Origin of the sequence: Streptomyces sp. HNM0645 (assembly GCF_030056615.1) — a bacterium.
Classification (GTDB): Bacteria; Actinomycetota; Actinomycetes; order Streptomycetales; family Streptomycetaceae; genus Streptomyces; species Streptomyces marianii.
Genome location: NZ_JASHLT010000012.1, coordinates 1 through 13,839 on the forward strand (window position 1 = coordinate 1; position 13,839 = coordinate 13,839).

The following is a 13,839-nucleotide window of genomic DNA, read 5'->3' on the forward strand; positions in this document are numbered from 1 at the left end:
CGGCCCACCCGGAAGCTGATCCAGGAGAAGAACGGGAGCAGCAGCAGGGACAGAGCGGTCAGCCGCCAGTCGAGTGCCAGCATCGCCACGACCGTGGCCACCACCGTGGTGAAGTTGGAGACCAGGGATGTGGCCGTGGACGAGACAGTGGCCTGCATCGCCCCGATGTCGTTGGCGATGCGGGACTGCACCTCGCCGCCGCGGGTTCGCGTGAAGAAGGCCAAGGGCACCTTCTGCAAACGCTCGTAGACGGAAGTCCGGAGATCGTGCATGACCCGCTGACCGACCGTGGTGGACAGCAATGTCTGCAGGACGTCGAAGATGCCCGACACCAGGGCGATCCCGATCATGCCCATGGCCAGGAGACCGAGTAGCCCGGTGCGCCCCTGGGGGATCGCGGTGTCCAGGATCTCACGCAACAGGAAGGGTGAGGCGACGGCCACCAGCGAGGAGGCTCCGACCAGCAGGCCGACGAGGGCGATGCGCCCCCGATAGGGCCGGAACAGGCCCAGGACACGACGGAGTTCCCGGGGCCGCTCGGCAGGGCTCGGCGGGGCGGTTTCGGGAGTGCGGGCGGCGGGCGGACGGGGGTTCAGGGCTCTGAGGGAGTCTGGGGTGGGCATGGCTCAGTCACGGGCCTTGGTAGCGGGTCAGTCCCTCAAGGGTAACTTGTCCGGTTTTGCACCTTTCGCGCATGGAACGCCATTCATGACGCATCACATGAATGACCGAACCGGCTGTCATCAGTGATGCGGTGGGGGCCGCTCCACCGCGCCTTCGGCCGCCGTTGCGGCGGAGGGTGGGAGGTGACGACCTCGCGGCCCTCCCGCGGGGTGCTGAGGTGCTGTGGCAGCCCCGACGGAGGCGGCGCCCTGCGGCCGGGCCCGCGCCGGCCGGTCCGTCCTCGTACATCTCCCGCTCCCCCCCCGTATCCACCCCCTCCCCGCCCGGGCACGCCCCACCGGCAACCACCGCCAGCACCACAACAGCCGTCAAACCCAACCCGACCAGGGTCACCCTCCCCATGAGCCCCTGACAGAACGTGCCGAGACCACACTGGCAAACCGATGCGCATCATCACCTGAGGAGTGAGGAATACGCTGCCTGCCGGAATCACAAGGTAAGGCCAGTTTTCCCGGGAACGGGAATGACGACAGCACCGGACATCACATCCGGGGCCGCGCATTCAAGCCTCCCCCGATCGGTGGACATGCCTCCCCCCCGTCCATGGGCCGACCGGTGGACACACCCAGCACGTGAGGCATGCCACAGTGAGGGCATCGCCTCTCAAGAGGTACCGCGAACGCCGGCAGACGCGCGACAACCTCGCAGGTCCCGGTCACAGCACCGACAGAGGCGACCGTGCGGACGGCATACCGATCCCTCAGCATATGACGGCGTGCCGTCCAGAGACCCCAACCAACAAGGTCGGGGCCCCTTCCCTGAGCTTGGCGTTCAACCTCGACCGTTCACCTGACCCGCTGATCTTGGTTCGTTCCCGGGACAGCGGGGCGGCCGTTCTTCACGCTTCGAGGTGTCGAGCAACGTCGCGTGAAGGAACGGCCGCTGGTGAAGAGTCTCGCCGCTGAACAGTCCGCTGATGCCGCGTTGGGTGTCCTGTCCCACTTTCGTGTCCAGTTCTACGACTGCCTCTACACGCGGGCGGATGCGCTCTTCGAGCTCACCGACGCGGTGCTGTGCTCGGACAGCCCGGTGACGTCGCTGGTCGAGTTGACGCTCACGGCCGAGCATCGGCGTGGGCACGGAGCGATGTACGACGCGGTCAACCACGGCTGGCTGGAGCCGCGCCGCCTGCGCAGGCTGCTGGCTTCCACGCCGCTCCCGCGTGCTGCCGACGGGCGGATCGTGCTCGCGGTGGATGTGAGCAACTGGCTGCGGCCCGACGCCCCCACCAGCCCGGAGTTGCTGTTCTGCCACGTCTACGGGCGGGGCCGCAGCGTCGATCAGTTCATCCCCGGCTGGCCCTACTCCTTCGTCGCCGCCCTGGAAACCGGACGCACATCGTGGACCGCGGTCCTGGACGCGATCCGGCTGGGGCCGGCCGATGACGCCACCGCGGTGACCGCCACCCAGCTGCGGGAAGTGGTCACCCTGCTGGTGCACACGGGACAGTGGCGGCCGGGCGACGCGGGCATCCTCGTCGTCATGGACACCGGCTACGACGTCACCCGCCTCGCCCACGTCCTGGCCGACCCGCCCGTCGAGCTGGTCGGCCGGCTCCGCTCGGACCGCGTCATGCTCCGGGACGCCGGACCGCGCCGATCCACCCCGCGCGGCGGACATCCCCGCAAGCACGGCGGCGTCCTCACCTTCTCCAAGCCCGAGTCCTGGCGCACCCCCGACCAGGCCACGACATACGACACCACCCGCTACGGCACGGCCGAAGCCCTCGCCTGGGACCGGATGCACCCCCGACTGCAGGCCCGTGGCCCCTGGCTCGACCACTGCGGTGAACTCCCCCTGATCCACGGCACGTTGATCCGCCTGAAGGTCGAGCACCTGCCCGGCGACCGCGACCCGAAGCCGGTGTGGCTGTGGTCCTCGCACACCGGGATGACCGGCGCAGACGTCGACCTGCGCTGGCAGGCGTCCCTCCGCAGATTCGACCTTGAACATACCTTCCGGCTGCTCAAACAGACCCTGGGCTGGACCGTCCCCAAGGTCCGCGATCCGCACACCGCCGACCTGTGGACGTGGCTGATCATCGCCGCCCACACCCAACTCCGCCTCGCCCGGCCCCTCGCCGAGGATCTTCGTCGGCCCTGGGAACGGCCGACGCAGCCTCGTCGGCTCACCCCTGCCCGGGTCCGCCGGGGGTTCCGCCACCTCCGCGTGAAGACCGCCCGTCCCACCTGGCCACGCTCGCCCTGGCCCTCGCGATCGTCAAACGCAGCGACGACCAGAAGGGGTTCGTGGTACCGCCCAAGCGGTGGATCGTCGAGCGCCTCTTCGCCCACCTGATGCGCACCCGCCGCCTGGCACGCGACTTCGAGCGCCGCACCACCGGCGCCGAGGCGATGGTCTACTGGTCGATGATCCTGCTCATGACCCGCCGCCTGGCCCGGCCACACCCTGCGCGAGCGTGAACCGGGGGCCTTGACCTCGAAGGTTGGACACCTGTTCGTGTCGTTATGCGGCAAGCCTCAGGGTGGCTGACCGCTGTTCGTAGGCGATTGGCGCCTGCTGTCCGTTCGCCGAGTGTCGTCGGCGGGTGTTGTAGCGGGTGGTCCAGCGGAAGACCGCCAGGCGGCAGGCGCGGGCCCCATCGAAGCGGCGGGCGCCACGGAGCGTTTCGCGCTTGAGGGTCACGTTGAACGACTCGGCGAGGGCATTGTCCGCGCTGGTGCCGACCGCGCCCATGGACTGCTTCACCTTCAACTCGGCACATACAGCAGCGAATTCACGGGAGCTGTACTGAACTCCGTGATCGCTGTGCAAGACGGCGCCGGCCAGGCTGCCGCGGACCCGGGCGGCGGCCTGGAGCGCGTCGGCGACCAGCGAGGTGCGCATGCGGTCGGCGATCGACCAGCCCACCAGCCTGCGTGAGAAGCAATCGATCACGGTCGCCAGATACAGAGACTCGCCGTCGCCCACCGGCAGGTAGGTGATGTCGCCGACGTACTTCGTGTTCGGGGCCCTCGTGGTGAAGTCGCGCCCCAGCAGGTCGGGAATCGCTGCGGCGGACGGTTCGGGCACGGTGGTGACCTGGCGCTTGCGCAGCCGCAGCCTGGCGATGCCGTACTTGCGCATCACCCGTCCGACGCGCTTGTGGTTCGCCCGCTCGCCGTCCTCTCGCAGCTCGGCGGTGATCCTCGGGCGGCCGTAGGTGCCGTCCGACTCCGCGTGGACGGCCCTGATCCGCTCGGCGAGCGCGGCATCTGCCCGTTCACGCACGGCGCGGGCCCCACGGCCGGCCCGCCACTTGCAGAAGCTGGAGCGCGCGACCTCCAGCACGGCACACAACCGCTTCACGCCCCAGGCGCTGTAGTGGTCCTCGATGAACTGGAAGCGGTTGGTCACCAGGTCATCTACTGTGCGAAAAGCTTCGTCGCCTTGCGGAGAATGTCCCGTTCAGTGGCGAGCTTGTGCATCTCCTTGCGGGCTGCCGCCAGCTCCCGGCGCAGGGCCTCGTTCTCGGCCTGAAGCTCTTCGGCCGTCGGCGGGGAATCCACCGTGTTCTTCTCCGTGCTCGTCGTGCCGCCCCCGCCGCGGCGGGCCCGTTCGGCCCTCACCCAGTTACGCAGCGTCTCGCGGCTGATCCCCAGATCTTTGCCGATGCCCTCGAAGGTGTGACTCGGGTCCGACAGGTACAGCGCGACAGCGTCCGCCTTGAACTCGGGCGAGCAGACCTTCATCACCACAAAAGATGCCTCCCACCCGGCCCCTGACGGGGCCGGGCTCAGAGGTGTCCACCACTCGGGGACAGGTCCCACACGGTGAGCCAGTCCGCGTGGTCGGCGATGAACTGGCGCATCGGTTCGACCAGGTACATGCGCAGGTTGGGCGGGGCGGACGCCTCATGGGCTGGCCTGGAATTCCTCGTGGAGCTGGGGAAGGAAGGCGGCAAGGTGGTTCATCTCCGCAGCGCAGTGGTGGATCATGTCGGTGCCGATCGTGGCGGGCGTCAGCCGCGGCGCGGCCCGGGGAGCGACCAGGCGGCCGACCGCGCGGCCGGGGGCTGAGGTGAGGGCGCGGGTGGCCAGGCCGGGCGGCAGGGCACGGGCGGGCAGGTTCAGCAGCGCGCCGTCGCCGAGGAAGAACCGGGACCGCATCTCGGCACCGTCCTCGGTGGGTCTGACCTGGTGGACCAGCCACCCGAATGCCAACGGGTGGGAGCTCAGGCCGACGCGGGCGCAGATGTGGGTGGTCCCGGTGACGGAGGCGATGCCCATCTTCTCGGGGTCCAGGAACCGGATCGCCAGCGGCTGCATCCGACCGCCGATGTACTCATCCACGTAGGAGACGTTGCCGAGGTACCGCTGCCGGTCGGTCAGCGCCCGGTCGGCGCCGCGGTCCTCGCCGAGGGCGCAGTACTGGTGGGCATCGGGGTGCCACAGCTTGTACCGCGCGCTCTCACGGCTGTGCCAGCCGAACCACCAGTCCCACATGTCGGCGGTGGTGCCGGGCATCGGGGTGTGGATGCTGACCATGACGCCCCCGCCGGAGAGGCGGGTCCAGCCGGTCTCCACGGCCTCGTATCCGGGTCGGGCCAGCCGGTCGGCGACCTCGTCGACCCCATACCCGTACTCGGTCGGCGCCATCCCGCTGACCAGGGCGTGCACGACATGCTCCTGGACGGGCCGGGTCCGGGCCTGGAAGTAGCTCGCGTACGGCTGGGACCAGTCGGCCTCCCGGTAACCCAGGTAGCGCGGTTCGCCGGTGTAACTGGCCGGTCTGGGCGCCCGGTCGGCGGCGCTGGGCTCGTATCTCATCAGGCTTCTCCCTCGCGGGTCTGTGCGGTGCGAATCGCGGCGCGGGCTGCGTCCACCGGAGTCCCGAGCAGGAGTAGGTGGGTGAAGGCCACGTCGGCGGCGTCGCCGTCCCAGCGATCGGTGGGCCCGGTGGACAGGAACATGAGCGCGGTGCTCTCCAGCACCCGCGACAGCATCCCGGGGTCGAGGTCGTTGCCGAAGATGCCGCGTTGCTGCCCATGCCGGATCAACTCGGCGACGACCACGTTGAACGGGTCCATCGCCGAGGTCACGGCGTCGGCGGCGCCGCGGCGGGCGAGTTCGATCACCGGGGCGAACTCGCGTGCCGCGCCCCAGGTGCGCAGCACCATCGCCGCCAGCTCCGCGCCGGGGTCGTCGGCATGGACGTCGATGTGACCCAGGTGCGCGACGAACTGCTCCGCCCCGGCCCGGACCAGGTCGGCGACCAGGTCCTGGCGGGTCGGGAAGTGGCCGTAGAGGGTGCGGCGCACGACCCCCGCCACCGCGGCGATGTCGTCCATGCTCGCGTCAGGGTCAGCGGCCAAAACCTTGCTCGCGGCGTTCAGGATCGACAGCCGATTGCGTTCCCGGGCTCTCAGTGTTCGGTTCGTTGCAGCGGGCACCGCTTCGCCTCCTCTCGTCTGCACCCACCTCTCAAATTTACACGTCACGAGCATATTTGCACAGGACGTGTAAAATTTGGGGGTGAGTCGCCATGTCACGAGGCGTGTCGCTGCGCGGCGCGTTCACGTCACAGCAGCCAACCCCTATGCGGTGTGCCGACCCCACGCCGACGCCCGGCAGGAAACGACGGCGGACCGAGGGGAAGACAGCGCCGGCAAGGAGATCTGTCGGCACCCGGTCACCGCCCAGGGCCGGAGCATGGTCGCAGACGCCGCGACGCTGTTCCTACACGCCTCGGCGAACGACGACGAGCTGCTGCTCGCCCTTGCCCTGAAGACCGGCAAGGAACGCCGGCAACGCGCGTTCCCCCACTCCTCCGCCGATGCCCCCGCCGGCGACTTCACCGTCATCGCGGACCCTCTCTACTACCCCGGCCAAGGCCGCCGCCTGTTCGTCCTGTGCACCAGCGTCGGCGGCTACGCCGGCCCCTTCTACGAGAACGACAACAAGATCCGCGGCGCCGTCGCCACCGCCGAAGGCGTCTACGCGACCGGCGTGAACCACCGCCTCGTCCACGTCCCCGCGGGGGAGTTCACATGGCCGCCAGTGGCCTGGCGGCGCCGTGAGACGGACGACATGAGGACGGAGCGCATCGCCGCCAGCGCCCGCCCTGCGCGGCGATGGCACCCTGGGGGTTTCGCCGAAGAGCACGCGCCAATACGGTGGCCCGATGATGTCGATCAAGAAGTTCCAAGTCACCTTCGACTGCGCAGAACCTGAGCGCCTCGCCCGTTTCTGGTGCGAGGTGTTGGGGTACGTCGTACCGCCGCCGCCCGAGGGGTTTGCCACGTGGGACGATTTCAAGCGCTCGCAGCCACCTGAGCAGCAGGACGCATGGTTTGCCTGCGTCGACCCCTCAGGCGTGGGTCCGCGACTGTACTTCCAGCGCGTCCCCGAGGGAAAGGCCGCCAAGAACCGGCTGCATCTTGACGTTCGGGTCGGCACCGGACTCGTGGGAGAAGCGCGCCTCGCCGCGCTTGAGGCCGAGTGCGCACGGCTGATCCCGCTCGGGGCGGTACATGTGCGAACTCTGTATGACGGCAATGACGCGTGCATCCCGATGCTGGACATCGAGGGCAACGAGTTCTGCATCGACTGAGGGGCCTCGAACGTGCTTCCTCCGGTCATGTCCCGAGTATCGATGCAGTGGCGCGGAGCAGCATCTGACGCCCCCGCTGTTCAGCGGCTCGGTGCCCGCAGGTCGCGGGAGGGGAATCCGACGGCGCGGACTGCGGCGACGAGTGGCCGAAAAGTTCCGTGACATGCCGGCCCATGACCCCCGCCATGCGGCTCATTGTCCGCAACGGACGCCCTCATCCCCGCTCGGATCGCTTCCCCTGTCTGGCTCAAAACCAACTGCTCGTGAAGTTCGTTTAGCGGGCAGGACAGAGCCGGAGGTACTTCTGTGGCGCATGCGACCAGGCCCCCCAACCAGCGCCTCCAACTGGGGGCCGCGCTCCGCGTACTACGGCAGGCCAGAGGCATGACAGCAACCCAGGCAGCGGCCTCACTGCTGGTCTCCCAACCGAAGATCTCCAGCATGGAGACCGGCCGACGGCGCATCAGCCCACGCGACGTTCGCGACCTCTGCACGATCTACGGAGTAGAGGACCAGCGCACCGTCGACGCCCTCATCCGGATGGCCGGATGAGGGCCCGAGGGCCTGCTGTCTTCCTTCTGCGCCGAGGCCATCCGCCGCGCGCTGCCCGAGGCGGCGCAGGTCGCCGACCGGTGGCATCCGTGGCACAACCCGCGTTCAGCCGCCCGGAGCGAGGCCGAAGCGCACAGCACCTGCCGGGGCGCCGTGCCGGACGCGCCGCCTTTTCGTCACGGGCCCGCTCGGCCTGTTGCTCGCGGCGCCGGCCACCGCGGCCGGCGTCCAGGACTCTGCAGCCGGCACCCACCTGCTCGACCGAGTAGCCGCCACCCGCTCCGGCCCGCGCAGGATCTGCGTCGACGGCGGCTACCGCCGAGCAGGGCGGCAACGCCCCGGCGGCCGTCCACCGGCGCGTCGGCCCCTGGGGCCCGGTCGGCGTCGCCATCGAGTCCGCGCTCCCTGCGTGGCTCCTCCTCGACCGCCGACTACCGCCGCTGCACGGTGAAATGGCGGTGCGGCAGGCCGACGAGGCAGGCCCCGCGACGCATCGACGGCGCCTCTCGGGTGTCGCTCGGGGAGGAGATCAGCGGGAGTAGACGCCGTCGAGGCGGCCGCGTGCGAGAGCGGGGCCGCCCACCGCGTCGAGTACGTCCCGGGGCCGGCACGCCTCCAGGTTCGGCCGGCGCGGAACCGAGGTGATGGCGGTACGCAGTGCGAAGAGCTGGAAGGCGTACCGGTGTTCGCCGTGCCCCTTGAGCGGCTGCGGCCCCAGGTAGCCCCGGCCCATGCCGGAGCGCAGCACGTGGACGCCCTCGACCCCGGCGTCGGCCCCCAGGGCCCCCGGAAGCAGTTCCTGCCGCTCGGGGGAGATCAGTGCCAGGCAGTGGACGAACGGCCTGCTGGTGGGGGCGTCGGCGTCCTCGACGACCAGGAGCAGCTGTGCGGACTCCTGGGGGGTGCCGGTCCAGGTGAGGGCCGGGGAGAGGTTCCGCCCTCCCCCGCACCGGCCGGCGTGGACCGCGTGCATCGCCTCGCCGTGCCGGAAGTCGGTACTGCGCAGGTCGAGTGTGTCCGAGCCGGACAGGTTGGGGTGGTGCCAGGCCAGATGCTTTTCACCTGCGCGCTTGTTCTTCAGCAGCGTTCCCAGAATCGCCATGCCGTCGTCCCTCTCGTCGGTGGTGCGTACAGGTCGTCGGATGCGAGGTGTGCACGGCCCGGTCCGGCACACGGCCGGTCCGGGAGTCCGTCCCCGTCCCGGCTCACGGCCGACCGCCGCTTGCATCCATGAGTCACCATATCTAGAGTGACACTGAGTTTCACCAATGAGCTATGAATTCAACATCAAGTCGTGGTTGCATCTGCTGGGGGTGCAGTGCACGAAGAAGATCCAGAGGAGTTCACGATGAGCGACAGCAGGACGACCGACTTCACCGGCCGTACGGTGGTGGTCACCGGAGCGAGCTCGGGGATCGGTGCCGCGGCGGCACGGCGATTCGCCGCGCTCGGGGCGACGGTCGCCGTCGTCGGCCGGTCGCACCAGAAGACCAGCGCCGTCGCGGCGGAGATCGGCGCCGAGGCCCACCTGGTGGACTACGGGCGGCTGGACGACGTGCGCCGCCTGGCCGGGGAACTCCTGGCCCGCTACCCGCGGATCGACGTCCTGGCCAACAACGCGGGGGGATTCTTCACGAGCCGCAAGGAGAGCTCCGACGGCCACGAGCTGACTTTCCAGGTCAACCACCTGGCGCCGTTCCTGCTGACGAACCTGCTGCTGGACCGCCTCGAGGAGGCGCCGAACGGCTCCCGAGTGGTGAACACCGCCAGCGTGGAGTACCGCAAGGGGCACTTGGAGCTGGGCGACCTCGACCGCACGCGCGGCCGCTACCGCTGGCGGGAGGCGTACGCGGCCGCCAAGCTCGCCACCGTCGTCTTCACCCGGGAACTCGCCCGCCGATCCGAGGGGACGGGTGTGACCGCCTCGTCCTTCCACCCCGGCTCCATCGCCAGCGACGTCGCCCGGGACAACGCCTTGATGCGGGCGATCATGGGGACGCGCCTGGTCAAGGCCATGATGGCCACGCCCGAGCAGGGTGCCGAGCCGCTGCTCCACCTGGCCGGCACGCCGAACGCCACGGCCGTCAACGGCGCCTACTTCGACCGCCTCGAACGCGAGGACCCCCGCAACGCACAGGCCACCGACACCGACCTCGCCCGGCGCCTGTGGGAACGCTCGGCGGAACTGACCGGCCTCCCGGCCACCGCCCTCGGGTGACGAGACACGGTCCGAGGCCGGCACGACGCACCCAAGCCCGGCCTGGCGCCCGAGGACACCAGGCCGGGCTTGTCGGCACCGCGGTGACGATCCCACCGCGGTGCCTTCGGCACGCTGCCGACCCAACTGCTCGTCTCGAGCGCCACCGATCGCCGAGCTGGTCGACCCGCCCATGGAGGCCCATGGAGGCCCATGGAGGCCCATGGAGGATCCCGCCCCGGACGCGGACGACTGGGGCTGCTGAACCGACGACCCCGAGGGCCGTCGCAGTCGGCGGCGGGGTGGTTCGGGGTGACGTCGGTGACCACCGACATCCTTCACTCGTCCCCGGCACGGTCTCCCTGGTCGCTGCCACCTCCGTCGCGGTTGCCGGCCGCGGCGCGAAGTGGCTCGACATGCGTCCCTGACGTGACCGTCGAGGGCTCACACGCGAACCACGACACCGCGTCCGACAGAGCCCGGCCCGACGCGACAGCGACCTGGACCCGCTCCCACCAGACGTCCGGCGGAGCCCGGCAGGACGAGCGCGTGAGCAAGCCGGTGCGCTGACGGCTCGCGAGTGCGGACCCCATTCGTCCGTGCGTGTCCGGGCCGAGCGACGCCGGTCACGGTGAGAGGGCCGCGAAGGCTCCGTCGAGCAGCGCGATGAGGTCGAGAACGCCGTCCGACGCGGTCCAGTGGTCGACAGCGATGTTCAGGCAGTCCAGCGCCGCGGCGGCTTTCACCGACAGCGCGAGGGCCGAGGCCCCGGAGGGGCCCGCCCGCTCGGCGAGGGCCTGCTCCAGCAGCGGGTGCCAGGTGCGCTGCCTCTCCAGCTGGCGTGCGCACAGGGCGGGGGTCTCCCGTACGAGGCGGGCCAGCGCCAGCGCTCCCGCCGGATCCTGGCGGTAGGGTCCGACGACCACGTCCATCGCGGACCGCAGCGCCCTCCAGTCACCCTCGGCTGCCGGGCGGGCCCGCAGGGCCTCGGCGATCCGTTCACCATGCGTGTCGAAGGCGCTGAGGACTGCGTCCTCCTTGGTGCCGAAGTAGCGCAGGAACGTGCTGCGGGACACGCCCGCGGCAGCGGCCAGGTCGTTCACCGTGACGTTGTCGAAGCCCTTCTGCCGGAACAGGCCGAAGGCCACCTCGGCCAACTCGGCACGAACGGCCGCTCGGGCGATATCCCTCGTGTTCGTACGCGGCGCTCCACTCACCGGGCGTCCCCACCTCCCGTTCGGCATCGACTCTGTGAGACTTAGTATCACATATCAAACCCCATGCCGAATGCTAAATCAATGTTCACAAGTGAACCTCTTCAGTGTCGTGACGCCCGCCACGCCCTCACCTTCCGCCTCTCCGACCATCGCGCGACGATCGGGGCTGCAAGACGTTCGAGGTGACTCCCGGTCAAGGAAGACGCACCGACAGCCGCAGGGCCTCCTGCGCCGACGGAGCCAGATGCCGCGCCCCCACCAGATCGGTCCCACCCGACTCAACAACCCGGAAACACAAGCCCCTTGGATCAGAGTCGGTCTCGTCACGGTCGATTGCCTCGGAAGGTGCGCCGATAGGCGACGGGAGTGACGCCGATCGAGGCGTGCAGGTGCTCCCGGAGGGAGTTCCCGGTGGCGAAGCCGACCTGGTGGGCGATGTCGTCCACCGCCAGGTCCGTGGTCTCCAACAGGTGCCGAGCCTGGGTCACGCGCTGTTGGATCAGCCAGCGGCCGGGGCTCATACCGACCTCCTCGTTGAACCGGCGGGCGAAGGTGCGCAAGCTCATCCGGGCGTGACCGGCGAGTTCGCTCAACGGGAGCGGCTCGTGCAGGTTCTCCAGCGCCCACTGACGGGTGGCCGAGGTGCCGTTCGCAGACGCTGCGGGCACCGGATGCTCGATGTACTGGGCCTGGCCACCGTCCCGCCACGGGGGTACGACACAGGCCCGGGCCACGTGATTGGCGACGGCGGCGCCATGGTCGCGACGCACGAGATGGAGGCAGACGTCCACGCCGGATGCGGCACCGGCCGAGGTGAGCACGTCGCGGTCGTCGATGAACAGGACGTCCGGGTCGAGCGCCACCTGCGGGTACCACGACCGGAAGGTGTCCGCGAGTGCCCAGTGGGTGGTGGCGGGCCTGCCGTCGAGCAGGCCGGCGGCGGCAAGGACGAAGGCCGCGGTGCAGATGGACACGATCCGTGTCCCGTGCGGCACGTGGGTGAGTGCCCGGCCAACCCCCGGAGGCAGCTCACGGGTGAGAAGAGAGGTGTCGAACGGCGGCAGCAGGACCGTGTCCGCCGACTCCAGCAGTTCCGGGCCGTGTTCCACGGTGACAGCGAAGTCGGAGTTCGTAGCCACCGGCCTACCGTCGACCGAGCAGGTCAGGACCTCGTACCGACCCTCGGCCGCACCGAAGACACGGCTGGGGATGCCGAGCTCGAAGGGGTACACCCCGTCCAGGGCGAGGACGACGACACGATGGAGCTTTCCCATGGCAGGATCCCGTCGAAAGTTGGCATTCATGCCATGGTACGGGACGGCGTGGGCGGCGACGCTGGAAGCATGACGAACCACCCCACCATGCGCGCCATCAGCCAGGACACCCACGGCACCCCCGAGGTGCTCCAGGAAGTCGTGCTGCCGCGCCCCGAGCCCGGCCCGAGCCAGATCCTCGTCGCCGTGCGCGCGGCCGGCGTCAACCCGACCGACTGGAAGCACCGCTCCCGGGGCCTGTTCCTCAACCGCCTGCCGCTCGTCCTCGGCTGGGACGTCTCCGGCGTCGTCGAGGCCGTCGGCTACGGTGTGACCCTGTTCAAGCCGGGCGACGAGGTCTTCGGGATGCTGCCCTACCCGCACGGCGTCGGCTCCCACGCCGAGTACGTGACCGGCCCTGCCCGCGCCTTCGCTCACAAGCCGGCCGGCCTCGACCACATCCAGGCCGCCGCCCTGCCACTCGCCGCGCTCACCGCCCACCAGGCGATCGTCGACACCGCCGGGGTCCGCTCAGGGGAGCGGGTCCTCATCCACGCGGCCGCCGGAGGCGTCGGCCACCTCGCCGTCCAGATCGCCAAGGCCCGCGGCGCCTACGTCATCGGCACCGCCAGCGCCCCCAAGCACGCATTCGTCCGCTCCCTCGGCGCGGACGAAGTGATCGACTACCGCACCACCGACTTCCGCGACGCCGTCCGGGACGTCGACATGGTCCTCGACCCCCTCTCCGGCGACACCCGCAGCCGCTCCCTCGACGTGCTGCGCCCCGGCGGCGTTCTCGTCTCCCTCCTGCCCGCCACGGACGCCGACGAGGAGGCGAAGGCCGCAGCCCGCAAGATCCGCGTGGAGACCCTCCTGGTCGAGGCCGACCACACCGGCATGAAAACCATCGCGGACCTCGCCGAATCCGGCGCCCTGCGTGCCCACATCGAAGCCACCTTCCCCCTCGCCGAGGCGGCGAGGGCGCACGCCCTGGGTGAGACAGACCGAACCACCGGCAAGATCGTCCTCTCCGTGGACGCGGCAGCACGACCCTCCGAGCTGCCGGGCGGGTGATGGCCCACTGGCGCGCGGTAGCGGAGAGCGCCGGGCGTCGAGGAGTCCCGGAGCAACCGCCTGCCGTGAAACTCGGCGCCGAGGTCGCGGACTTGGCGGACTCGTCCGAGTCGATGCGCCTGGCCCTGAAGGGAGGCACGAGCGAAATCGTCGACCGCATCGCGCTCAGGATCACCAGTGGCCTGGAGGGCGAGAGTCTGCCGTCGGCAGAGAGGCCCGCGACGTCGCACCGGTCCGTACGAGATGCGGCTCGGCGCTAGCGACGCCATGACCAGGACGCATCGCGGTCCGCCCCGCTCGGCGCCGTCGC

The 13,839-nt window shown here is 70.0% G+C and carries 14 protein-coding genes; 7 read left to right on the forward strand and 7 right to left on the reverse strand.

Annotated features, from left to right (window positions below; all coding sequences use genetic code 11):
• The coding region (locus QMZ92_RS09575) for an ABC transporter transmembrane domain-containing protein (protein WP_283296819.1) at positions 1-623 on the reverse strand (623 nt) is incomplete at its 3' end.
• A 985-nt stretch (positions 624-1,608) separates the two neighbouring features.
• Between QMZ92_RS09575 and QMZ92_RS09580 the strand changes: the two genes are divergently transcribed.
• Together QMZ92_RS09580 and QMZ92_RS09585 are read left to right on the forward strand one after the other, a co-directional pair.
• Complete coding sequence (locus QMZ92_RS09580) at positions 1,609-2,982, forward strand: NF041680 family putative transposase (protein ID WP_349307715.1); 1,374 nt, start codon at positions 1,609-1,611, stop codon at positions 2,980-2,982.
• Positions 2,934-3,107, forward strand: coding sequence for a hypothetical protein (locus QMZ92_RS09585; RefSeq protein ID WP_283296820.1), 174 nt, complete (start codon positions 2,934-2,936; stop codon positions 3,105-3,107). Before QMZ92_RS09580 ends, QMZ92_RS09585 begins: the two co-directional genes overlap by 49 nt.
• 43 nt (positions 3,108-3,150) lie before the next feature.
• Here the strand turns inward: QMZ92_RS09585 and QMZ92_RS09590 are convergent.
• From QMZ92_RS09590 to QMZ92_RS09600, 3 genes are all read right to left on the reverse strand, one after another.
• Positions 3,151-4,382 (reverse strand): IS3 family transposase gene (locus tag QMZ92_RS09590; RefSeq protein ID WP_283296821.1). Its coding sequence is split into 2 segments (ribosomal slippage): positions 3,151-4,064 and positions 4,064-4,382, totalling 1,233 coding nucleotides; the frame shifts between segments, so codons are not numbered across the junction.
• 156 nt (positions 4,383-4,538) lie between these two features.
• Entirely contained in the window at positions 4,539-5,453 is a 915-nt protein-coding gene (locus tag QMZ92_RS09595; protein WP_283296822.1) for a DAPG hydrolase family protein, read from the reverse strand.
• The gene (locus tag QMZ92_RS09600; RefSeq protein ID WP_283296925.1) at positions 5,453-6,130 is read right to left on the reverse strand and encodes a TetR/AcrR family transcriptional regulator; all 678 of its coding nucleotides are present in this window, start codon (positions 6,128-6,130) and stop codon (positions 5,453-5,455) included. Before QMZ92_RS09600 ends, QMZ92_RS09595 begins: the two co-directional genes overlap by 1 nt.
• Positions 6,131-6,335: 205 nt before the next feature.
• Between QMZ92_RS09600 and QMZ92_RS09605 the strand changes: the two genes are divergently transcribed.
• The 3 genes from QMZ92_RS09605 (at position 6,336) to QMZ92_RS09615 (ending at position 7,788) form a co-directional block, all read left to right on the forward strand.
• Positions 6,336-6,857, forward strand: coding sequence for a hypothetical protein (locus QMZ92_RS09605; RefSeq protein ID WP_283296823.1), 522 nt, complete (start codon positions 6,336-6,338; stop codon positions 6,855-6,857).
• Positions 6,808-7,236, forward strand: a complete 429-nt coding sequence (locus QMZ92_RS09610) for a VOC family protein (protein ID WP_283296824.1) — start codon at positions 6,808-6,810, stop codon at positions 7,234-7,236. The genes QMZ92_RS09605 and QMZ92_RS09610 overlap by 50 nt, the downstream gene beginning before the upstream one ends.
• Before the next feature lie 306 nt (positions 7,237-7,542).
• Complete coding sequence (locus QMZ92_RS09615) at positions 7,543-7,788, forward strand: helix-turn-helix domain-containing protein (RefSeq protein ID WP_502962026.1); 246 nt, start codon at positions 7,543-7,545, stop codon at positions 7,786-7,788.
• Positions 7,789-8,317: 529 nt separating this feature from the next.
• Here the strand turns inward: QMZ92_RS09615 and QMZ92_RS09625 are convergent.
• Positions 8,318-8,890, reverse strand: a complete 573-nt coding sequence (locus tag QMZ92_RS09625; RefSeq protein WP_283296825.1) for a YbhB/YbcL family Raf kinase inhibitor-like protein — start codon at positions 8,888-8,890, stop codon at positions 8,318-8,320.
• 246 nt (positions 8,891-9,136) lie between these two features.
• Here QMZ92_RS09625 and QMZ92_RS09630 point away from each other — a divergent pair, with 246 nt between their 5' ends.
• A complete protein-coding gene (locus tag QMZ92_RS09630; RefSeq protein ID WP_283296826.1) occupies positions 9,137-10,006 on the forward strand; it encodes an SDR family NAD(P)-dependent oxidoreductase in 870 nt (289 codons plus the stop codon).
• A gap of 605 nt (positions 10,007-10,611) precedes the next feature.
• Here QMZ92_RS09630 and QMZ92_RS09635 read toward each other — a convergent pair.
• A complete protein-coding gene (locus tag QMZ92_RS09635; protein WP_283296827.1) occupies positions 10,612-11,202 on the reverse strand; it encodes a TetR family transcriptional regulator in 591 nt (196 codons plus the stop codon).
• Positions 11,203-11,525: 323 nt separating this feature from the next.
• Positions 11,526-12,476, reverse strand: a complete 951-nt coding sequence (locus QMZ92_RS09640) for a GlxA family transcriptional regulator (RefSeq protein WP_283296828.1) — start codon at positions 12,474-12,476, stop codon at positions 11,526-11,528.
• An 87-nt stretch (positions 12,477-12,563) separates the two neighbouring features.
• On the opposite strand from QMZ92_RS09640, the gene QMZ92_RS09645 reads away from it, so the two are divergent.
• Positions 12,564-13,529 (forward strand): NADP-dependent oxidoreductase, encoded by a 966-nt coding sequence (locus QMZ92_RS09645; protein WP_283296926.1) that lies wholly within the window; start codon positions 12,564-12,566, stop codon positions 13,527-13,529.
• Positions 13,530-13,839 lie beyond the last annotated feature (310 nt).

What these genes read in the sequence shown, in the direction of transcription:
- QMZ92_RS09595 (WP_283296822.1), bottom strand. Translation starts at nt 5,453, where the DNA reads ATGAGATACGAGCCCAGCGCCGCCGACCGGGCGCCCAGACCGGCCAGT.
- QMZ92_RS09600 (WP_283296925.1), bottom strand. Translation starts at nt 6,130, where the DNA reads ATGCTCGTGACGTGTAAATTTGAGAGGTGGGTGCAGACGAGAGGAGGC.
- QMZ92_RS09605 (WP_283296823.1), top strand. Translation starts at nt 6,336, where the DNA reads ATGGTCGCAGACGCCGCGACGCTGTTCCTACACGCCTCGGCGAACGAC.
- QMZ92_RS09610 (WP_283296824.1), top strand. Translation starts at nt 6,808, where the DNA reads ATGATGTCGATCAAGAAGTTCCAAGTCACCTTCGACTGCGCAGAACCT.
- QMZ92_RS09625 (WP_283296825.1), bottom strand. Translation starts at nt 8,890, where the DNA reads ATGGCGATTCTGGGAACGCTGCTGAAGAACAAGCGCGCAGGTGAAAAG.
- QMZ92_RS09630 (WP_283296826.1), top strand. Translation starts at nt 9,137, where the DNA reads ATGAGCGACAGCAGGACGACCGACTTCACCGGCCGTACGGTGGTGGTC.
- QMZ92_RS09640 (WP_283296828.1), bottom strand. Translation starts at nt 12,476, where the DNA reads ATGGGAAAGCTCCATCGTGTCGTCGTCCTCGCCCTGGACGGGGTGTAC.
- QMZ92_RS09645 (WP_283296926.1), top strand. Translation starts at nt 12,564, where the DNA reads ATGCGCGCCATCAGCCAGGACACCCACGGCACCCCCGAGGTGCTCCAG.